This is a genomic window from Thalassotalea profundi, assembly GCF_014653195.1.
Lineage (GTDB): Bacteria > Pseudomonadota > Gammaproteobacteria > Enterobacterales > Alteromonadaceae > Thalassotalea_B > Thalassotalea_B profundi.
This window is the reverse complement of record NZ_BNAH01000004.1, coordinates 192,644-213,490: the sequence shown is the minus strand read 5'-3', so window position 1 is coordinate 213,490 and position 20,847 is coordinate 192,644. Positions and strand designations below refer to the sequence as shown.

Here is a 20,847-nt window from a genome sequence, read left to right as displayed (position 1 = left end):
TAATACAATCAGATTGCCACACTTGTATTAAACAAATGTGGCATCAGCAAAATAAAACGTTTGTTATGTTAAAAACTAAGGATTACTCAGTTTCTACAAAACCGTCTTTTTCAGCTTGTACAACGATGTTTTTTTCACGACCTTCTATTACAGCGTTAGCTGCTGAGTCTAAGTACAATGTTACTGCACGAATCGCATCATCGTTACCAGGTACGATGTAATCAACACCATCTGGGTTTGAGTTTGTATCAACAACAGAGATTACTGGAATACCTAAGTTATTCGCTTCTTTGATAGCAATGTGCTCATGATCAGCATCGATTACAAATAAAGCGTCAGGTAAACCACCCATGTTTTTGATACCGCCAAGACTTTTCTCAAGTTTTTCCATCTCACGAGTACGCATTAACGCTTCTTTCTTTGTTAATGCTTCAAATGTACCGTCAGTACTTTGAGATTCTAATTCTTTTAAACGTTTGATAGATTGACGTACTGTTTTCCAGTTAGTCAACATACCACCTAACCAACGGTGGTTAACGTAGAATTGGTCAGATTTGATCGCTGCATCTTTAACAGCATCGCTTGCTGCGCGTTTAGTACCAACAAATAATACTTTACCTTTTTTCGAAGAAACACCTGAAACAAAAGCAAGAGCTTCGTTGAACATAGGAACAGTTTGTTCTAAGTTGATAATATGAACTTTGTCACGAGCACCAAAAATGTAAGATTTCATTTTTGGATTCCAGTAACGAGTTTTGTGGCCGAAGTGAACACCGGCTTTAAGCATATCGCGCATTGATACGTTTGGCATAATTAATTTCCTTTGGGGTTAAGCGTCCATACATTCGATACACACGACCTTAATTGCTCTATTGAGCGCGGCACCCCGGTATATCTGCTACTAAATGTATGTGAGTTTATTGTTTAATGTTGATTTCAACACCAGTTTTATTGCTAAATATCATCGAAGACAAGGCTACGACAGAATTCAGCGGCGCACTTTATACCACATAACTCAAAAATTAGCCAATAGTTTCAGTATAAACACCTAAAATTTATCATTTGACCATTTACCAGGCTCAAATAGTCATCAACCGATCTTTACTGTTTAAATTTTAGTAGTAGGCGAAAGAATAATTGCAAGGTAAAATACTGCATCATCTATTTCTAAACTTTATAAATAACCTTATGTCTGCAGAACTATTTTTTATTTACGATTCTCATTGTCCTTGGAGCTATGCAACCACACCATTAGTAGAAGCAATCCATCAAGCCTTTCCAAAAATTGAATTACATTTATGGCACTGCGCAAGATATGAAGGTGATGAACAAATAAGTAATAAAACGTTAGATCAAGTTGAACTAGATAGTAGCGTTACCTTTACGTCTACTTATAAAAAACAACTTAAGAATGCTGTTGATTCAACTATTGCTGCAAACATACTCGCATGGGTTTCCAATAAAATGCCTAGTGTCACCCTGCCTTTATTAACAGCTATTCAACAACAGCACTTTGAGCAAGGTAATTCATTAAAAACCACCGATGATTTTGACAGTTTAATTAAAGAATTTAAATTATCTCCCCCTAATAAAGTGTTAAAAAGTGATAAATTTACCAAAGACGCCGAATTTACTTTTGCTCACATCGAAGAAATTCAAGAGGTAATTGAAACACAAGCTATTCCTGCCTTATTGCTTGCTGTTAATGATGACTTAGTTTTACTGAACCATAATCTTTATTTAAAGGATCCTCAAACAATTGTTGAAGCCATAAAGCTTGAGTTAGCCAAATAACCACTTTAAGTAGCAATAAGGATTTTTGATCAAAACAGCATTGGGAAATCAGTGAAAATCATGTAGAATTATCACTATTTTCCGACGCATATTAATGTGTTTAAAATATAGAAACTTGAGGCATTAATGTCGATCCAAATAAAAAGCCAAGACGAAATTGAAAAAATGCGTATTGCAGGTAAATTAGCTGCTGACGTATTAGAAATGATAACTCCCCATGTTAAAGCAGGTATTACCACTGCAGAATTAGATAAGATCTGTGCTGATTACACTGAAAATGTTCAAGAAGCCATTTCTGCCCCACTTAATTATCATGGTTTTCCTAAATCAATTTGTACTTCAGTTAATCATGTCGTTTGTCATGGTATTCCTGACGACACGCAGTTAAAAGATGGTGATATCATTAATATCGATATTACGGTAATAAAAGATGGTTACCATGGCGATACCAGTAAAATGTTTTTAATTGGCGAAGTATCTCCAGAAGATGCGCGTTTATGTAGAATTACCCAAGAGTCTTTATATCTTGCATTAAAAAAAGTAAAACCTGGTGCAGCATTTGGAGAAATTGGCGCAACTATTCAAAAATTTATTAAAAAATCAGGTCGTTATACTATTGTAAAAGAATATTGTGGTCACGGTATTGGCAAAGAGTTTCATGAAGAACCTCAGATTGTTCATTATAAAAATAATGATAAAACAAAAATGGAAGAAGGCATGTGCTTTACTATTGAGCCCATGATTAACTTAGGACGAGCAAATACAGTACTAGATAAAGAAGATAATTGGACGGTTTACACCATTGATGGTAAAAAATCTGCGCAGTGGGAACACACTATTGTAGTCACAAAAACTGGGTGTGAAATATTAACACTTAGAAGTGAGGAAACAATCGCAAGAGTACTTCATAATTAAATAAGTGCCTTATTTAAATTAAATCATCAATATGAGAAAACGCAATTGCTTACTTCAGTGTTTGTACCAGATCAATTCTTAGTACCGCTTTCCATGACATCTCCTAACATTGAAATTAAGGAGATTTGTCAAATAAGTCGTGACTTTCAAGATTGGCAAAAGTCGCAATTTTCAACTGACTATATCGTAAATATTGTTGCTGCTCGCGCAACTTTTGTTGATACTTTATTGAGTAAGCTTTGGTGTCAACATCAACTTGATGAATACCAAATAGCATTAATTGCTGTCGGCGGATATGGCCGTGGTGAATTACACCCCTATTCTGACGTTGATATTTTAATACTGACTCAAGATAAAACAACGCCTGAGCTCGAAGAAAAAATTTCAGCTTTTATTACACAGCTATGGGATGTAAAGCTCGATGTTGGACACAGTGTCCGCAGCGTAAAAGAATGTTTAAAGCAAGCAATTAATGATGTCACTATCGCTACCAATTTAATGGAAATGCGACAAATTTCTGGCAATAAAATATTAGCCGAACAATTGCACTCATCAATTAATGAAGATGACTTTTGGACCTCTCAAAAGTTTTTTATTGCTAAGCGAGAAGAGCAACAACAGCGCCACGAACAATATCATGGTGCAGCTTACACACTAGAACCTAATTTAAAAGCTAACCCTGGTGGTTTACGAGATATTCAAACAATTGGTTGGGTGGCAAAAAGACATTTTCAGGCCGACTCACTAGAAGAACTTGTTCAGCACAAATACCTGACAAATAACGAATATTTTGAACTTCTTGAATGTCAAGAATACCTCTGGCGAATGCGCTGTGCATTGCACTTTATTGCTGGTAGAAGTGAAAATCGTCTATTGTTTGATTATCAAGCGGACGTTGCAACTTTAATGGGCTTTGGTGATCAAGGTAAATTTGCAATTGAACGTATGATGAAACGTTTCTTCCGTATCATTGGGCGTGTTGCTGAACTCAATAAAATGCTATTACAGCATTTTGAATTTACAATTTTAAAGAATAATAAAACAGATATAGAAATCCAAGTTAATGAAGATTTCATTATAGTTGACGGATTAATAAAAGCACTTAACAAACGTGTTTTTATGCGCTCCACTAAAATCATGGAAATGTTTTTAATTATCGCTCAGCGTGAAGAGATAATTGACTTACACCCAGATACGCTCCGTTTACTGCGTAACTCACGACGTCGACTTGTTTCAGGAATGTTAGATTACGCTAACTGTCGTCGTATTTTTATGCAAATAATGCGTCATCCACGTGGTCTTGGTTTAACTTTTACCTTAATGCATCAACATTCTATTTTAGGCGCCTATTTGCCCGAATGGCGTAATATTGTTGGACAAATGCAATTTGATTTATTTCATGCCTATTCAGTTGATGAACACAGCTACCGACTCATAAAGAATTTATATCGTTTTAGTCAGACAGAGTTTGACCATGAGTTTCCACTATGTAGCAAAATAGTTCAACGTATAAGAAAGCCTGAAGTACTTTATATAGCAGGCATCTTTCATGATATTGCTAAAGGCCGCGGTGGTGATCACGCTAAACTAGGCGCCATAGATGCACTTAATTTTGGTAAAGTCCATCAGTTAAATGATCACGATGGACGAATGATCGCATGGTTAGTTAAATATCACTTATTAATGTCTGTAACCGCTCAACGTAGAGATATAGCCGATCCTGAAGTAATTAAAGAGTTTGCTAGCATTGTGCGTGACGAAGCTCACCTTGACTATCTCTATTGTTTAACTGTTGCGGATATGCGAGCGACTAATGAAAGCTTATGGAATAGCTGGAAGGCAAATTTATTAGAAGAACTTTACTTTAATACTAAACGTGCTTTTAGGCGCGGATTAGAAAAACCTGTTGATTTACGTGCGAAAATTCGTGAGAACCAAGATCAAGCTAAATTATTACTCGATAATAAACTTGACCTAGCAAAACTTGCCATACTTTGGCGTGAGTTTAAAGCAGATTACTTTTTGCGTTATTCCCCTGAACAAATAGCTTGGCATAGTGAACATATTTTGCAACATGATAAATCTAAACCTATGGTGCTAATAAGTCCTAAGGCTTATCGTGGCGGCACAGAGGTATTTGTTTATACCAGAGATAATGCAAAAATATTTGCCACAATAGTAACCTTACTCGGTGCTAAAGGCTTATCGATACATGATGCTAAAATTATTACGAGCAAAGGACGCTTTACGACAAACACCTTCGTTATTTTAGATCAACAAGGCCATGCTATTAGTGATAGCTACCGAGCCTTAGACATAGCACAGTCGTTAACTGAAGCTTTATCAGATCCTAATTTTAAATTCACAATACCTTCAACAACCAAACGTTTAGAGCAATTTAAAGTGACGACACAAGTGAGTTTTATAAAGTCTTCTAGTAAAAACAGAACCTTACTTGAGATTGTTGCTTTAGATAGTCCAGGCCTACTAGCTAAGTTTGCTAAAGTATTTATTGCCTGTGAGATCACAATACACTCAGCAAAAATTACAACATTTGGTGAAAAAGCAGAAGATGTATTCACGGTTTCAAATAAAGACAATCAAGCATTAACTGAACAACAACAAATGATTTTATCGCAAAAACTTTGCGAAGATGTATAACTAATATAAAGATCAGGAATAAAATAATGTCTCAGCTACAACATATTATTGAAAACGCTTTCGAAAATCGCATGAGCATCACCCCTTCAACCGTAACTAATGAAGTTAAACAAGCTATATTAGATGCACTTAAAGCACTTAATAATGGTAGTGCTCGTGTGGCTGAGAAAGTAGCAGGAGAATGGGTTGTTCATCAATGGTTAAAGAAAGCCGTGCTTCTTTCCTTCCGTATCTGGGATAACCAAGTAATTGACGGCGCAGAAAGCACTTATTTTGATAAAGTACCAATGAAGTATAGTGACTATAAGCAAGCAGATTTTGAAGCTGATGGTGTGAGAGTTGTACCTGGAGCTTCAGTGCGAACTGGCAGCTATATAGGCAAAAATGTAGTGGTAATGCCAAGTTTTGTTAATATTGGTGCATATGTAGATGAAGGTTGTATGATCGATGGCTGGGCTACAGTAGGATCATGTGCTCAAATTGGTAAAAATGTACATTTATCAGGTGGCGTAGGTATTGGTGGAGTTTTAGAGCCTTTACAAGCCGGACCTACCATTATTGAAGATAACTGTTTTATTGGCGCGCGTTCAGAGATTGTAGAAGGTGTAGTAGTTGAAGAAGGCGCAGTCATCTCAATGGGCGTTTATATTGGTCAAAGTACCCGTATATATGACCGTGAAACAGGAGAAATTCACTATGGTCGTGTTCCTGCTGGTTCTGTAGTCGTTCCTGGTAATTTGCCGTCTAAATGCGGTGGCTATAGTTTATATGCTGCAATAATCGTTAAAAAAGTGGATGCAAAAACTCGCGCCAAAATAGGTATTAACGCCCTACTTCGCTCAGTCGATGACGAATAAATCACAATAGAATAATTTTCTAAAAAGCAGAAGTTATTTTACTTCTGCTTTTTTGTATTTATATCGCCCTTACACAAAAAGAATGCTTTTTAAGAGAGTGATTAGATGTTAATTTTCCAGTCAAATGCTTCAAATAATTGTTGCCATTGTTGATCAAACTCAGCCTCAATCGCTACCTTTACCTGAGTAATTGGGTGAATAAATTCTAGTTTCTTAGCGATTAGCATCAACCTTTTATAACCAAAGCGTTTAATAAAAAATGGATTTTGCTTATTATCACCATAGTTTATATCACCAATAATGGGGTGCCTAAGGTGTGCTAAGTGCCTTCTTAATTGATGGCGACGCCCTGTTTCAGGTTGTAATTTAATTAACGAATAACGAACACTATCATATTTGCCTAAAGGTTCATCTATCGTAGTTATTGCTATAGATTGATAATGGGTTATCGCTGATTGCGGCTCTTTGCTTGTATTGGAAAACTTATCCCCTATTTTATCTAACTTTACAGTTAAGGAATAATCTACAGTGTCTTCACCTAATAAATGCCCACGAGTTAATGCATAGTAAATTTTTTGAATAGTTTTATCAGTAAAAGCTTGCCCCATTATTCTCGCGACATCTTCATTTAAAGCAAAGAGTAAAACGCCTGAAGTTGGTCTATCTAAGCGATGTAAAGGATAAACATATTGGCCAACAAGATCTCTGACTAACTGAAGGGCAAAATAAATTTCATTTTTATCCAAAAAACTTCGATGAACAAATAGCCCTGCGGGCTTATCTACTGCAATTAAATACTCATCCTGATATAAAATTTTTAACTCAGGTTTCTCACTAAATATTATCGTCATTCACTACTACTTTTATTTAACGTTATGCTAATTAACTTTACTACAGAAGATATATTATAAGGTAAAGCCTGTCTTGGTGTGGAGTTAATAAAGTATTGTCCCTATAATACCTACACTATTGAAAAACTATTATAACTATGACCACCATTGACACTATTTCTGATTTACTAACGCTATCAAAGTCTCAATATCGTATTTATGACTTAGGGCGAAAAATAGATAAAATTTCAAAAGAGCAATTTAATAAAATCGAATCTAATCAAGTGCCTTATCCATACCCTTCACAAGGACATGCTCATATAGCCATAGCGTTTTGGCAAAAAGAAAATAAACATCCCTATTTATGGTTTGTTAAGCTGCCACTAGATGAAAGAGGTTTGCTTAATCAAGGCGCTAGAAATCATTTTATTGCCATAATAATAGAAGCGCTGGGAACCGATTTAACCGTTGACCCAACAGAAAAACAAGAAGAATTATTAAAAGCTAACCCTTATAATTTTACACCGGCTCAGTATAAACTCGCTAGTTTAAATAGCTTATTAAAAATAACCCTTAATCAAGCAGCTAGCCAATATTATCAGCAATGCTTTGAATACATGAAAGGTGATATAGGCTGGAATAATTGGCCTCAAATAGGGATACAAGGATTAAGTGACTTTGCTTGTAGACTTAACGATTCAGAACATCAAACCATAATGATTAACGCATTAGCACATCTTCCTATTGAGGTGTTAAATCCCTTATGCTGCGCAGTTGAAAATATTGAACTACCCGTGTCTTTAGTAAAACAAATAACGGATCTTTATCGGGTTACAGAAAACTCTGATATGCAGCAAGCCTTTTTAAGAGCACTTGCGTCAACTAGCGAACACCCTATGGTAATAGCTTTAGTTCAGGAAATATTAAACCAACCTAGCCTTTTAGATGAGCATTTTATCGTGATCTCAGGAAGAAACTGGTTATCACTTCAAAAGCAAGAACACATGATGAACTTCTTAGAAAACCTAGTACATCATAATAATACAGCTTTATTTGATGCTATTTTTAAAGATCTTGTTACTCTACCTACATTACGAATGATCATTTTTGCCTGTATGCGAGATGAAAAAAGAAGTCCTGCATTAGCCAAAGCAATAGGAAGCTTATTTAATAGCCCACAATAGTATGGAAAATATTTATTTATTATTAATCGTATGTTTAGTTTTTTGGTATTTTATTTACTTACGCAAAGTTGCTGAAACTGCCAATTATCACGCTCAAAAATATTGTGAAAAAGAAGGCTTACAATTTATTGCCATTGCCCGAATATCAAACCGCCTTAATTTTAGTAAGCGATTAGGAATTTACTGGTTAACAAAATTTGAATTTGAATTTAGCGGAGATGGTGTATCACAATACCAAGGGATATTAACATTAGAAGGCTACAAATTACGTGATATATTTTTACCTCCTTACCGAATTTAGCAATATTGTTATAGCAAAAAAGCGACTAAAAAGTCGCTTTTTCTTAACTTAGATGATCCATCATCAACCCCATATACTTCCTAGTACTTATCCTTAAGTAAAATCCTTTAACGACCCAAATAACAAAATCCTTATTCACATACTCCGAGTATGTTTTGCATCCAGCAAACTATTAACATTGTTATTTAACGCGTGCATCCTGCACTATCCTTTATTCCTTGTTTCCATGAGTTCGATAAATATTTTTATTCCATAAATATAATTTATCTTGTTATCCATAACGCATGTCATCCTGACAATTACAATTCTAGTATTTATCTATTTAAACGCTAGAGTTGAAAATAAATGACTTTTTGAAAATTTATATTCAAAACAACAACAAAAAGTTAATTTATTGAAATTAAAGTGATTTATTGCAATAAAAAGGTTTTTATTACAATTATTTAAGTATTTACCTACACTAATGTGGGTTATCTCTTACAAATAAGGCGACCATAAAGGATAAAACATATGATTAACCGTTTAGAATAATTACATTGAAATTTAGTGGGAGAGATATTCTAAATGAATAGGCTAGTGAGGAAAATCAATTAAGAAATCAAATAGCCTAATGTAAAAAACGCGGCTCATATAAAAATGAGCCGCATTTCTTTAACTAGCTTTTATGCATCCTGCATAATTGGTGTTCCCGTTTCATCCTTAAAAGCTATCCTTAGCGTTCCCTTATATGCATCATGCATCGTCCATAAACAAATCCTTGTTGAAATTCTTCCTGAATTTCTAACTTCCCTATTACCATCCTGATTATATCTTCCATGAACATTCATCCTTGGCTAGTTCAGGTAAATCCAATATCCAAGCCTTATCCTAAAGCTGTCCTTATTTAATATCCTTATACAAAGTCTTCCTAACCTTGTCATCCTGACGATCGTTATAATACGCTAAGCTCAACGTTTTCGAAGATGTAAAATAAAAACAAAGTTAATGTAACATTTTGATAACAACCCAAAGTCCATATATTTATAATATTAACAACAACTTAAATAATAATGTAAATATTTTATACTAAATAATTCTGCGATATCGCACATCAATGTAAGATATGTCTTACATTGTTTTCAACAATTAGGGATATGACTGGGTATTTTTGTGTGTTGATCTTGGTGAAGCGTGAGAAAAACTTCACCAGATATGAAAGTTTAACATATTAGTTACGTTTTATTATTGCTCCTAGCTTGGAAATATACCTCACGTATGATAAATAATGTCATACAGTAGACCTAATTGATTCGTAAAAACCACACTTAGGTTTATGCTCACATTTGATACGAAAGCAGACGCTCTCCACATAAGTATTTGAGGCTTTGATGATGGCTTTTGCAAGTAAGTGGCTCAGCTTGAGTGTGAATCAGGCTACCAAAGCGGTCATAGATACTTGAAAGTAAAGCATCAATAAAAAGTAACACTTCACTTTATCATCCATTGCTCTACTATGTATAACCAGAACTAGAATGAAGTAAGACCATACATTTGCTTTTATTATGATGAACCTATTATCCATTCGCTCCTACAGTACAAAACCAGCGCGTCACTCACATCACTTTAATCAATTGGTTTTACCTTTACGTGGTGTCATAAATATATGTGTTGGTAATTTTAATGGTAGAGTTGCACCCAGTGAATGTGTTGTAGTTAAAGCCAACGAAGAGCACTTGTTCGCTGCTGATACTGAAGCTAGGTTTGTAGTCGTGGATATGGAACACCTCCCCCTAAACATTTCATCTTCACAATGTATTGTTTTTGCAATTAATTCATCTCTTAAAAGTTACTTAACTTTCATCGAAAACCAACTAGAAAACAAAGTTAATGCTCAATTAGAGCAAGCAATGATTGAAATGTTTAGTTTACTGCTTGCAGAGCAACCTTTATTGCCAAAAGTAGATAATCGTATTGGTACAGCAATATCTTTTATCGAAAAAAATATTGCAGAGCAACTCCAAATCAAACGTTTAGCTGAGTCTGCTTTCCTAAGTGAGACACAGTTTAAGAAACTCTTTAAACAACAAACAGGGTTGACTGTGATGAAGTACGTAACAAAACTTCGAATGGAAAAAGCCCAAGCTTTACTTACGCATACAGATTACCCGTTAGCAATTATTGGTGAAAAAGTAGGTTATAAAGAGCCATCCACCTTTAGCCGAAGATTTTCACAATACTTTGGCTTATCACCAACTAAGTTCAAAAAGTAAACTTAGTCTGAATTGTTAACGATTGCGTCTTAATTGTTAAAAATGCCTTCCATAATTAGCATACTATTTCTGTAATAAAGTTATCATAAACAGATCTCATTATGGAAAATAATCACGAAAATTTTAAAAGTGTTATAGCTATTATTATTGCCAGTTTTTTCTGGGGAACGACAGGCACCGCAGCAAGCTATACTCCTGATATAAGCTCTTTGGCGATTGGTGCGTTCTCTATGGGTATAGGCGGAGTCTTACTTCTGATCACAGGTAGAAAAAAGCTACTTATAGATTATAAAGTGATGCTCAAACAACCTAAGATATTACTTTTAGGTGCCGCTTCTGTCGCTATTTATCCATTAGCCTTTTATACCTCAATGCGTTTATCGGGTGTTGCCATTGGCACTGTGGTTTCTATCGCTACAGCACCTTTTTTTGCCGCAATCCTTGAGCGTCTTATTAGTAAAAAGTACATATCGTTACAATGGATATTGAGCTTTGTCGTTGGGGCTATAGGTATTACGTTGTTAACTTTAGGTAAAGACCAGAGTAATAATACTGCTTATAGTGTTAATCAACAGAGTTTGGGGATTTTCTTGGGCTGTATTGCTGGATTAACTTATGCAGGTTATTCGTGGGCAGCAAGGAGTTTAATCGAAAGTGGCGTTCATTCAACATCGTCCATGTCAGGGCTGTTCGGTTGTGCCGCACTATTGTTACTCCCCTCATTATGGTTTACGGGTGATAATTTATTTTCAAGCTCAACGAATGCGTTGGTATCTTTATATATGGCAATAATTCCAATGTTTTTAGGGTATCTATTATTTGGTTTTGGCTTGAATTTTATTGACGCAAGTAAAGCGACACTCATAACTTTAATTGAACCATTGGTTGCAACTGTTTTAGCTGTTTTCATCATTGGCGAAAGGTTTAAGGTAATTGGTTGGGTAGGTGTCGCTTTAGTATTACTATGTCTATTGATGCAAACCATAAAAACTCAAAAACAACTACAGTTAGCCATCAAATCAACGTAGTTATACCGTCTTATACAATTACTGCTTTGATAAAAAATTCATAATGTTTTTAGGTGCCAACTTAACTTAACGTAAAAATATCAACGGCAAGTATGAACTTACAAAAGCCCCTTAAACATGTATTTATTTTTAGTCAAAATTGCCACTAATATGTTTAATGTCTTACAAAAGCCAATATCAGTTTTTGGCTATCAGTTGCCTTAAATAATAGCCAAAAACTAAGGTTAACAATGCACACGAAAAAGACAAATGCTAGAACTCCGGTTGTAAGTGTTAAATTTGCATTAGTTAACCAAAGTTGATGTGGAGTTAGCTACATATTTAATTGACACTAAAACTTTCGAAGATATACGGAAAGAGCTTTATGATTAATTGTGAAGTTTTTTATGATTTTCTCACGACTTTTGACGTGGAATCTTCAAGTTATTGTCCATTTCTCTCTACAGTCAAGAATAAAATAACAATAAATCTCATTTTATTTAAAGATCCACATGTGTAGATTTTATTGCTCATCGGCACAACATTCTTCTTGAAGAAATGCAATAACAGATAATAGCTTTTCATACTCAACAACACAATAAAGCACTCTTCCTTCGCGCCGTTGTTTAATTAAGCCCGCAGAAACTAAACTAGCTAAGTGATGTGACAATGTAGAGCTTGGCACTTTTAGTTCTTCTTGCACTACCCCCACTGAAATTCCACTTTCACCGGATTTAACTAAACGCTTAAACACCGCTAACCGAGTTGGATGGCCTAATTCTTTCAAAGCTTTGGCAACAACTTCTATATCCATAATTTTTTCTCAAAATAAATTTAATTGTTAATAGTTCGATATTACTAGAAATATATTGACAAGGATACTTTTTTACCTATAATTCGAATAATCTAGAAATATGGAATTAATTGTTTTTTTATTATGAATATTACACAACAAATGGTCTTTGATACCTTAAATATGTTTGCTTTTTTAGCCGTCGAACTCACTATCCTTTTTTTACTTATTAGCTATATTGTTGGTATTCTTCAAGAATATATTCCGCCAAGTAAAATACAAAGTATATTAAGTAGTAAAAATGGCAGAGGCTATATCGTAGCCGGCTTCCTTGGAGCCATTACACCTTTCTGCTCTTGCTCGACGATTCCTTTCTTAAAAGGGTTACTTAGAGCAAAAGCTGGCTTTGGCACTATGATGGTATTCTTGTTTGCTAGCCCATTACTTAACCCAATAATTATTGGCTTATTTGCTGTTACTTTTGGTATAAAAGTTACTGTGTTCTACTTTACTATTGCGATGGGGGCGTCAATTATTGCAGGATATTCATTAGAAAAGTTAGGGTTTGAAAGATACATTAAACCTGAAGCCTATATCCCACCTGAAAGTAAGGGTTGTACAAGTAGCTGTGGTAATAATATCAAACCTGTTAGTAAATGGACTAAAATTTGGCGTAGCACATGGTCAGACTTTAAAAGTGTACTACCTTATTTAATAGGTGGCATCGCATTAGGCTCAATGATTTACGGGTTTATGCCAACAGAATTTGTTGTTAGTGTAGCAAGTGACAATAACCCCTTTGCCGTTCCTATTGCAGCTGTGATTGGTATCCCTCTATACATTCGGGCTGAAGCAGTTATTCCATTAAGTGCAGCTTTAGCTGCAAAAGGGATGAGTCTTGGTGCAGTTATGGCATTAATCATAGGTAGCGCAGGGGCTAGTTTAACAGAAGTTGTATTACTAAAATCTATATTCAAAAACCCAATGATAATTGCATTTTTAATAATGATTTTATCAATGGCAATAGGTGCGGGTTACTTATATTCCTACATTTTCTAATAACGCTATTAACGTTATGAACTAAAGGGGCTTTGCTGTATAAGCAGCGTCATTTCAACTTAGTATAAGAAATGGCCCCTTTACATATTCAAAAGCCTTCCAATATAAAATAGCTCACTCTCGATAATGAATCATTAGTGAACCAGAAATATTACCCACCGTTACATTTTTAACTAATTGGTAGCCAACACCACTAAAAAACTTTTGATACTTTTCTGTCGTTGCATATACAGCAACTCCTTCACTATCTGGGTGTTCATCTAATAACGTATTTACAGCGGCCATTAAGTAGTGGCCAAAACCATGATGTTGATGCAAAGGATGAATAGCAATAAATGACAGCATATGAAAGTTTTTCATTGGAACAGAGGAGATAACAATATCCTCTTTTTCAATCATTTGTTTAGTACTAAAATATCCTGCTCCTAATAGCATTTTCAAACGCCAATGCCAAAAACGACCAGAAGTAACTCCATCATTGGACTTATTTAAGCAAGCAACGCCAACCATAGTCTCACCTAAATAAAGACCAACTATTGGTTGTTTAGCATGCCAAAAAGCGCCTAGTTCTTCACGAATAGAAGTACGTAAGCGCTGTTCATAATCAATATTATCACCATCAAAAATTTCGAGGAACACAGGATCATCGTGATAAGCTTGGTATAATAACGAGGCTGCAACCTTTAAATCTTCTGCAACAAGGTACGAGGCTCTAATATCAACTTTATCATCTACCAGTAATTCTGCATTCATAAAAATCCTTACTTAATTTTTTAATTATTATTTTTCTACAATAACAGGTAAATTAAATTAAGATCAAATATTGAAGATAAGTTTATTAGGCATGTTTAAAGTTTACGTTCTCATATTTCGGTTAAAATCAGCACCATTACCTGTATCCGTTAAAGCGCCATCAACAAAATACAAATAAGTACATTCATCTTTAGTGGTTAAACCATCTTTATGAACCCTATGCGTGCGATAATACAATACATTAATCGTGCTACCTTCACTTTCATATGATTCTGTAAAATCAGCCGTACCTAAGCGAGTTTTAACATCGATAATGCTAGATTTTAGAGGTAATGCCGTAATAATTTTACGGTTATCGTATTCTCTATCATCGAAACTTGAATTGATATTGTGACCATCACGATCCCCGTCAACCGCAATTACACAACCAGTTAGTGTTAATGGAGCAAGAAGAGCTAAAACTATTAATGATTTTTTCATGTTATATTCCTTTAAATCGGTTTATTAATTTTTATTTAAATTAGCAATCAATAAGCCAATTGTTTTAATTCTTTTATATACAATAAGTTACAAGTTAAATTATAAATATTGTAAAGACTTTGTTTGGTAATTTAGCTAAAATCTAGTCAATTAAACACATGGATTTTATTAATATGACGACTTCTGAAGAAATTTTAATCATCGCTAACAGATTAGCCAACTCCGGAAAAAAGCCCACTGTGGCATTAGTAAAATCTAGACTAAGTCAATCTGTGCCTTTGGCTCTCTTAATTAATACGCTTAAGAATTGGCAACATGAACCAGATAATACCGAAATACCATTAACTGCGCAGGAATCTCCCCTCACAATGGAAACCGAAGAGAATAAAATTGAGCTGATGATATCTCAAGCTATCGAACCACTTCGCCAAGAAATTAATGCCTTAAGAACACAATTAGAAAACTTAAAATCTCAAATAGATAAGTAAGTTTTTACTAGGTTTTCTTATGTAATTCTTCTATATAGATAAATGGTGTTAAGCTTTTGATGAATTCATTAAGTGAATCAGCCAATTTCTTATGCGGTTCACAACCAATACGTTCAACCCAAACAGAACCATCATTATTATCAACGGATAAAAGAAAGTTATCGTCATCAGTGACGGCAAAAAAGACGGTTATTTTTTGCTTTAATTTTTGCTTCATTAAGATATGACCGATAATATTTTCTTGCAGCCTAACAAAATCATCCTCACTCCAAGCAAATAATAATGACAATTCACCATGCTCACAATTTGCAGGCATACTTTCACTAAAGAGGGTAGTGAAATACTGACAAATATCCTCATGTAATTCTACACCTAACGCTTGCTCTACATTTGTAAAAGACAATGGATTAGCGATAACTTGTGGTTGCCACTCATTTAGCTGCTCGTCAAAAGAATTTACAATACACGGCGATGGCCACTGCTCGTCAACTTCAGTTAGCGGTAAATGATTAAATTGCTTTTGATAAGCTGCAACATATTGTTGGCTGAATAAACAAAGTGATGAGGATAAACTGCTGTTTAACAATATCTTCTCCGAACGAAATAAAGTAAAATAAAAGGCAAATACTCAATTAATTATAAGTATGAGTCAATACAGTAATAATTCAATATTAAGCAAACTGACTTTAGGAAAAGCTACAGACTATAGTCAATGTTACGATCCTAATTTACTACAGGGCGTACCCCGTACTTTAAACAGAGAGCAATTAAGCATTACTGCCGACAGTTTACCATTTTACGGTGAAGATGTTTGGTACGGTTATGAATTATCTTGGCTAAATAACAAAGGTAAGCCTGTTGTTGCAGTTGCTGAATTTAGATTCTCCTGTACCAGCGTTAATATTGTTGAATCAAAATCTTTCAAGTTATACCTTAATAGCTTCAATCAGAGTTGCTTTAGTACGTGGCAAGATGTTCAAGCGGTAATGATTAAAGATTTAACAAACATTGTTGAGGGCGATGTAAAAGTAACTCTATTTAATGTAGAAGAGTGCCCTGCTCTAGCGATTATGCCCAATGATTATATTTGTATTGATGAGCAAGATATTGAAATAACTAATTACCAACTTGATCCTGAGCACCTTAAGTTCCCCGAAACGAATAATACCGTGTCAGAAAAACTAGTGAGTCATTTGCTTAAATCCAACTGCCTTATAACCAATCAACCTGATTGGGCATCTATTTATATTGAATACCAAGGCAACAAAATTTGCCATCAAGCCCTCTTAAAATATCTAATTTCATTTCGCCAACACAATGAATTTCACGAGCAATGTGTAGAGCGTATATTTATAGATTTAATGAATTATTGTCAGCTAGAGTCACTCACTGTGTTCGCTCGCTACACAAGAAGAGGTGGACTAGACATTAATCCTTATCGTTCGACTAAACACAGTTCAGCTCCTAACTTGCGAACATTAAGGCAGTAAATTTAACAACCGATTAAATGACGATTGATAAAATCATATTTGTTATCGGTTTTTTAAATCATCATTACTGACTTTTATTAATCTTGCGTATACTATTGTTAAATGATTATTGATCTTGTTACATAATTAAAAGAAAGTTTAGACAATGACTTAGCGTAAAGTCGTTTTTAAAATATAAAGGAATGACGTTTTTATGAATCAACCAACTAGCGCAGATAAAGAAATTATTGCATTAAAAAAGAAGTTGGATTCTGCCATTCATGCTCGTTTAGAGTTACAAAAAGATCTAGAAATTCAATCATCAGCTTTTGTTCAATTTATCAGTAAGTTATCACAAACAGCTAAAGGTATTGATGTTTTACTGGATAATAAATTAGCAAAATTAAGAAAAATGCTTTCTAAGTCATCATCTTGGGAAGATGTACAAGCAATGTTTAATGACATAGCTCAGTTGTTACAAAAGCATTCTATTAAAAATGATAATAACATTGCACATTTACATCAACAATTTCATCAAGCTGGGGCTTTATTACAAAAAATTAGAAACTTACCTGACTCTCTACGTCGAGAGTTACGTACGTTGTTAACAGATACAACAGATAAAAAAGATTCTGTCGTGCAATATGTATCGCCATTAAGTCAATTAATTGAATTCTACCAGGCAGCATTAATAGCAAAGGAAAATTTACCTAGTAATGAGTTAAGTAATGTTACTCCCCCTAAAGCGATCCAAAATCCCTACGTAGATAAAGTAGTGATTGAGCGTTTTACTTTTTTCCTAACACACTTAAACGTTTCTAAACCATACAAACCAGCTATCAATAAAATTAAGTCTGAATTATCAGATAAAATTTCGCACCAAGAATTATTAGATGACTTCCTTGAAGTCTTTGAAATAATTAATAAAGATCTAATAGAAGAGCGTAATACTGCTAAAGTTTTTCTGTCGACATTAAGCGCAACTTTATCTTCCGTGCAAACAGCAGTTCAAACAACAATTAGCTCAAATGAAGCGTCAAAAACTAAACATAGTGAACTTAACCAACAATTAAAGAAAAATATCACGGAATTAGCTGAAGGTGTAGAAAATGCAAACTCACTCGCTGGAATTAAAATTGATATTAATGAAAAGCTTAAGCAAATAGTTACTTCACTTGAAGAAAAAACAGCTTTCGAATTTGAACAATTTAAGGCTTTAAGCGAACAATTAAACAGCATGCAGGAAAAGGTTAATATATTAGAGGTTCAAGGGCGCGCTTTTGAGAAAAAAATTAAAGAACAACAAGCGCGTAGTTATCAAGATGCGTTAACAAAATTAGGTAATAGGGCCGCCTTTGATGACTATTTCACCAAGCAAATGGTACGTTTTCATCACTCACCATTTGAACTGGCAATTGTTGTATTAGATTTAGATAATTTCAAACGTATTAATGATACTTATGGGCACACCGCCGGCGATAAAACGCTTCAAGTTATTGCTAATACTCTAGCTAAGTCTGTTGATAAAGAGCAGTTTGTTGGTCGTTATGGTGGTGAAGAATTTGTAATGATATATAGTAACTACAATAAAGAAAAACTTATTGAAAAGCTTAACGAAATTCGACTAAAAGTCGCTAAACTTCCTTTTAAATTTAAAAACAACAGTGTCAGCATTACCTTATCAATTGGAGTAACGCACATTGTTGAAAACGATAATATTCATCTGGCGTTCGAACGAGCTGACGCTGCTCTTTATAAAGCTAAAGAAAGTGGTAAAAACCAAATTATTTACGCTTAATTATTCTTCGTCGTAAAGGAGTTGCTTGTGCAAATTCAATTAAACCCTGTCGGAAATATGAACTTATTGTCTCCTTTGGAAGTTCAGCAACTACAGCAGTCAGCAACATGTCAGCTATATCAGTTGTACCGTAATTGCTCATTAGCGGTGCTTAACTCAGGTAGTCACACAGATGACGCTGAAGTAATCTATCAACAATATAAAGAGTTCAATATACAGGTATTACGTCGAGAACGAGGTGTAAAAATAGCATTGGAAAACCCTCCTATGCATGCCTTTGTTGATGGTAAAATTATCAGAGGGATACAAGAACACCTTTCTGCTGTTTTACGTGATATTTTATTTATTAACAATCGCTACACAGATAATGACTCATCTGCCAGTATTACTCATCAAACGTTTGATATTCTAAGAAATGCTGAAATTATAATTCCAGATAGTGAACCTAACCTTGTTACATGTTGGGGTGGGCATTCAATTCAAGAACATGAATATAAATATACAAAAGAGGTCGGTTATCAGTTAGGCCTGCGAAGTTTTAATATTTGCACTGGTTGCGGACCTGGTGCTATGAAAGGCCCAATGAAGGGAGCAACCATAGGCCATGCGAAACAGCGCATTAATAATGGGCGATATATTGGCTTAACAGAGCCAAGTATTATTGCTGCTGAACCCCCTAATGCTATTGTTAATGAATTGGTTATCATGCCAGATATAGAAAAACGCTTAGAAGCATTTGTGAGAATATCGCACGGGATTATAATCTTTCCTGGTGGTGCCGGCACTGCTGAGGAGTTACTCTATCTATTAGGTATAATGTTACACCCAAAAAATAAAGCACAAAAACTGCCTATTATTCTTACAGGCCCCGCACAAAGTGCTGAATACTTTCAGCAAATTGATGCCTTTATAGGTGAGACACTAGGCAAAGAGGCACAAGAGCTTTATCAAATAATTATTGATGACGCACAACTTGTTGCACAAACTATGTCGAAAGGACTAGAAGATGTACTGAATTACCGCAAAGAAATGGGTGATGCGTACCATTTTAATTGGTCATTAGCCATAGAGCCTGATTTTCAGCATCCTTTTGAACCTAACCATGAAAATATGGCTAACACAGAAATAAGCTATGAATTAGACACCGCAACACTTGCCGCAAACTTAAGACGCATTTTCTCTGGAATTGTTGCAGGTAATGTAAAATCAGAAGGGATTAAAGCAATTAGAGAGCACGGTGTATTTAAAATTACTGGTGACACAAAAATTATGGCACTTATTGATACGTTACTTAATTCTTTTGTGACTCAACAACGTATGAAACTACCTGGTAGTGAATATATTCCTTGTTATAAAGTCATCCGAGAGCAATAGATGTCTGCACATTTAGTATTAATCGACGCTCTTAATTTAATTCGTAGAATATACGCAGTCCAAGAGCGCCCTTTTTTACATAACAGCGAGCTTGCTGATAACACCAAAAAACAAGTATTATTTAATACCGTTCAAGCCTGTGAAAATGCGCTTTTAAAAATACTCGAAAGCCAAGAGCCCACACATGCTTTAGCCGTATTTGACAGTAAAAATCCATGTTGGCGCTATCAACTTTATCCTGACTATAAAAAAGGTAGAAAAAAAATGCCTGAGCATTTAGCCGAAAAGCTAAATGATATTCAAGATGTTTTTTTGAAGCGTAATGTTGATTCCCTTGATTCCGAATCAGATGAAGCAGACGACCTCATTGCCACATTAGCAACTAAAGTCGCACTACGAGGACAAAGAGTTACAATCATCTCTACTGATAAATGTTATTTATCTTTATTAAATCAAAATATACACGTATATGACTATTTTAATCGTCGTTACCTTGACCACCAATATGCGAAAGAAAAGTTTAACGTTAAACCAGAACAGTTACTCGATTTATGGACACTTACGGGAGACAACACAAATAAAATACCAGGTGTGCCAAGCATAGGGCAAGTGACTGCAGCTAACTTATTGAATCAGTATGGTTCGTTAAATGCTTTACTAAATGCCACCGATATTAAAGCAAGTTTAAGAGAAAAATTAGCGCAGCATCGTGAACAAATACATTTAAGTAAAACATTACTTACATTAAAAATAGATATTCCCTTAGGGTTCAATCTAAAAGATATCCGCCTTTCTCAACAAGATTAATTAGTTAGCCTAAGCATTTATTACAATA

The 20,847-nt window shown here is 34.7% G+C and carries 20 protein-coding genes; 14 read left to right on the top strand and 6 right to left on the bottom strand.

The genetic code is table 11. From position 1 onward, the window contains the following. Positions 1-82: 82 nt before the first annotated feature. Positions 83-811 carry a 30S ribosomal protein S2 gene (gene rpsB, locus IE155_RS06570; protein WP_189377438.1) on the bottom strand — a complete coding sequence of 243 codons (729 nt, stop codon included), beginning with the start codon at positions 809-811 and terminating at the stop codon, positions 83-85. A 377-nt stretch (positions 812-1,188) separates the two neighbouring features. Here rpsB and IE155_RS06565 point away from each other — a divergent pair, with 377 nt between their 5' ends. The 4 genes from IE155_RS06565 (at position 1,189) to dapD (ending at position 6,227) form a co-directional block, all read left to right on the top strand. Next, entirely contained in the window at positions 1,189-1,794 is a 606-nt protein-coding gene (locus IE155_RS06565; RefSeq protein ID WP_189377437.1) for a hypothetical protein, read from the top strand. Positions 1,795-1,920: 126 nt separating this feature from the next. After that, positions 1,921-2,709 (top strand): type I methionyl aminopeptidase, encoded by a 789-nt coding sequence (gene map / locus IE155_RS06560; RefSeq protein ID WP_189377436.1) that lies wholly within the window; start codon positions 1,921-1,923, stop codon positions 2,707-2,709. A gap of 45 nt (positions 2,710-2,754) precedes the next feature. After that, positions 2,755-5,370 carry a [protein-PII] uridylyltransferase gene (glnD, locus tag IE155_RS06555; protein ID WP_229817101.1) on the top strand — a complete coding sequence of 872 codons (2,616 nt, stop codon included), beginning with the start codon at positions 2,755-2,757 and terminating at the stop codon, positions 5,368-5,370. Positions 5,371-5,396: 26 nt separating this feature from the next. After that, positions 5,397-6,227, top strand: a complete 831-nt coding sequence (dapD, locus tag IE155_RS06550) for a 2,3,4,5-tetrahydropyridine-2,6-dicarboxylate N-succinyltransferase (protein ID WP_189377435.1) — start codon at positions 5,397-5,399, stop codon at positions 6,225-6,227. Between the two features lie 101 nt (positions 6,228-6,328). Here the strand turns inward: dapD and truC are convergent, their stop codons facing one another. Beyond that, entirely contained in the window at positions 6,329-7,078 is a 750-nt protein-coding gene (truC, locus tag IE155_RS06545; protein WP_189377434.1) for a tRNA pseudouridine(65) synthase TruC, read from the bottom strand. A 137-nt stretch (positions 7,079-7,215) separates the two neighbouring features. Between truC and IE155_RS06540 the strand changes: the two genes are divergently transcribed. From IE155_RS06540 to IE155_RS06525, 4 genes are all read left to right on the top strand, one after another. After that, entirely contained in the window at positions 7,216-8,241 is a 1,026-nt protein-coding gene (locus IE155_RS06540) for a DUF3549 family protein (protein ID WP_189377433.1), read from the top strand. Between the two features lies 1 nt (position 8,242). Then, entirely contained in the window at positions 8,243-8,542 is a 300-nt protein-coding gene (locus tag IE155_RS06535; RefSeq protein WP_189377432.1) for a DUF3301 domain-containing protein, read from the top strand. 1,541 nt (positions 8,543-10,083) lie between these two features. Beyond that, a complete protein-coding gene (locus IE155_RS06530) occupies positions 10,084-10,791 on the top strand; it encodes an AraC family transcriptional regulator (protein WP_189377431.1) in 708 nt (235 codons plus the stop codon). Between the two features lie 101 nt (positions 10,792-10,892). Continuing rightward, positions 10,893-11,819 (top strand): DMT family transporter, encoded by a 927-nt coding sequence (locus IE155_RS06525; protein ID WP_189377430.1) that lies wholly within the window; start codon positions 10,893-10,895, stop codon positions 11,817-11,819. A gap of 502 nt (positions 11,820-12,321) precedes the next feature. Here IE155_RS06525 and IE155_RS06520 read toward each other — a convergent pair. Continuing rightward, positions 12,322-12,612 carry an ArsR/SmtB family transcription factor gene (locus tag IE155_RS06520; protein ID WP_189377429.1) on the bottom strand — a complete coding sequence of 97 codons (291 nt, stop codon included), beginning with the start codon at positions 12,610-12,612 and terminating at the stop codon, positions 12,322-12,324. Positions 12,613-12,735: 123 nt separating this feature from the next. Between IE155_RS06520 and IE155_RS06515 the strand changes: the two genes are divergently transcribed. Further along, positions 12,736-13,650 (top strand): permease, encoded by a 915-nt coding sequence (locus IE155_RS06515; protein WP_229817098.1) that lies wholly within the window; start codon positions 12,736-12,738, stop codon positions 13,648-13,650. Positions 13,651-13,764: 114 nt separating this feature from the next. Here the strand turns inward: IE155_RS06515 and IE155_RS06510 are convergent, their stop codons facing one another. Beyond that, a complete protein-coding gene (locus IE155_RS06510; protein WP_189377428.1) occupies positions 13,765-14,403 on the bottom strand; it encodes a GNAT family N-acetyltransferase in 639 nt (212 codons plus the stop codon). A 102-nt stretch (positions 14,404-14,505) separates the two neighbouring features. After that, positions 14,506-14,883 (bottom strand): DUF3192 domain-containing protein, encoded by a 378-nt coding sequence (locus tag IE155_RS06505; protein ID WP_189377427.1) that lies wholly within the window; start codon positions 14,881-14,883, stop codon positions 14,506-14,508. Between the two features lie 173 nt (positions 14,884-15,056). On the opposite strand from IE155_RS06505, the gene IE155_RS06500 reads away from it, so the two are divergent. Beyond that, a complete protein-coding gene (locus IE155_RS06500) occupies positions 15,057-15,371 on the top strand; it encodes a hypothetical protein (protein ID WP_189377426.1) in 315 nt (104 codons plus the stop codon). Positions 15,372-15,378: 7 nt separating this feature from the next. Here the strand turns inward: IE155_RS06500 and syd are convergent, their stop codons facing one another. Then, positions 15,379-15,957, bottom strand: a complete 579-nt coding sequence (gene syd, locus IE155_RS06495; RefSeq protein WP_229817096.1) for a SecY-interacting protein — start codon at positions 15,955-15,957, stop codon at positions 15,379-15,381. A gap of 58 nt (positions 15,958-16,015) precedes the next feature. Between syd and queF the strand changes: the two genes are divergently transcribed. The 4 genes from queF to xni all read left to right on the top strand — a co-directional run bounded on the left by queF (position 16,016) and on the right by xni (position 20,819). Then, the gene (gene queF / locus IE155_RS06490; RefSeq protein WP_189377425.1) at positions 16,016-16,861 is read left to right on the top strand and encodes an NADPH-dependent 7-cyano-7-deazaguanine reductase QueF; all 846 of its coding nucleotides are present in this window, start codon (positions 16,016-16,018) and stop codon (positions 16,859-16,861) included. 193 nt (positions 16,862-17,054) lie between these two features. Further along, on the top strand, positions 17,055-18,638 hold the full coding sequence (locus IE155_RS06485; RefSeq protein WP_189377424.1) for a diguanylate cyclase: 1,584 nt from the start codon (positions 17,055-17,057) through the stop codon (positions 18,636-18,638). 27 nt (positions 18,639-18,665) lie between these two features. Further along, positions 18,666-20,012, top strand: a complete 1,347-nt coding sequence (ppnN, locus tag IE155_RS06480; protein WP_189377423.1) for a nucleotide 5'-monophosphate nucleosidase PpnN — start codon at positions 18,666-18,668, stop codon at positions 20,010-20,012. Then, complete coding sequence (gene xni, locus IE155_RS06475) at positions 20,013-20,819, top strand: flap endonuclease Xni (RefSeq protein ID WP_189377422.1); 807 nt, start codon at positions 20,013-20,015, stop codon at positions 20,817-20,819. It begins immediately after the preceding gene. The last annotated feature ends 28 nt before the right edge of the window (positions 20,820-20,847 follow it).

What these genes read in the sequence shown, in the direction of transcription:
- rpsB (WP_189377438.1), bottom strand. Translation starts at nt 811, where the DNA reads ATGCCAAACGTATCAATGCGCGATATGCTTAAAGCCGGTGTTCACTTC.
- IE155_RS06565 (WP_189377437.1), top strand. Translation starts at nt 1,189, where the DNA reads ATGTCTGCAGAACTATTTTTTATTTACGATTCTCATTGTCCTTGGAGC.
- map (WP_189377436.1), top strand. Translation starts at nt 1,921, where the DNA reads ATGTCGATCCAAATAAAAAGCCAAGACGAAATTGAAAAAATGCGTATT.
- dapD (WP_189377435.1), top strand. Translation starts at nt 5,397, where the DNA reads ATGTCTCAGCTACAACATATTATTGAAAACGCTTTCGAAAATCGCATG.
- truC (WP_189377434.1), bottom strand. Translation starts at nt 7,078, where the DNA reads ATGACGATAATATTTAGTGAGAAACCTGAGTTAAAAATTTTATATCAG.
- IE155_RS06540 (WP_189377433.1), top strand. Translation starts at nt 7,216, where the DNA reads ATGACCACCATTGACACTATTTCTGATTTACTAACGCTATCAAAGTCT.
- IE155_RS06535 (WP_189377432.1), top strand. Translation starts at nt 8,243, where the DNA reads ATGGAAAATATTTATTTATTATTAATCGTATGTTTAGTTTTTTGGTAT.
- IE155_RS06530 (WP_189377431.1), top strand. Translation starts at nt 10,084, where the DNA reads ATGATGAACCTATTATCCATTCGCTCCTACAGTACAAAACCAGCGCGT.
- IE155_RS06525 (WP_189377430.1), top strand. Translation starts at nt 10,893, where the DNA reads ATGGAAAATAATCACGAAAATTTTAAAAGTGTTATAGCTATTATTATT.
- IE155_RS06520 (WP_189377429.1), bottom strand. Translation starts at nt 12,612, where the DNA reads ATGGATATAGAAGTTGTTGCCAAAGCTTTGAAAGAATTAGGCCATCCA.
- IE155_RS06515 (WP_229817098.1), top strand. Translation starts at nt 12,736, where the DNA reads ATGAATATTACACAACAAATGGTCTTTGATACCTTAAATATGTTTGCT.
- IE155_RS06510 (WP_189377428.1), bottom strand. Translation starts at nt 14,403, where the DNA reads ATGAATGCAGAATTACTGGTAGATGATAAAGTTGATATTAGAGCCTCG.
- IE155_RS06505 (WP_189377427.1), bottom strand. Translation starts at nt 14,883, where the DNA reads ATGAAAAAATCATTAATAGTTTTAGCTCTTCTTGCTCCATTAACACTA.
- IE155_RS06500 (WP_189377426.1), top strand. Translation starts at nt 15,057, where the DNA reads ATGACGACTTCTGAAGAAATTTTAATCATCGCTAACAGATTAGCCAAC.
- queF (WP_189377425.1), top strand. Translation starts at nt 16,016, where the DNA reads ATGAGTCAATACAGTAATAATTCAATATTAAGCAAACTGACTTTAGGA.
- IE155_RS06485 (WP_189377424.1), top strand. Translation starts at nt 17,055, where the DNA reads ATGAATCAACCAACTAGCGCAGATAAAGAAATTATTGCATTAAAAAAG.
- xni (WP_189377422.1), top strand. Translation starts at nt 20,013, where the DNA reads ATGTCTGCACATTTAGTATTAATCGACGCTCTTAATTTAATTCGTAGA.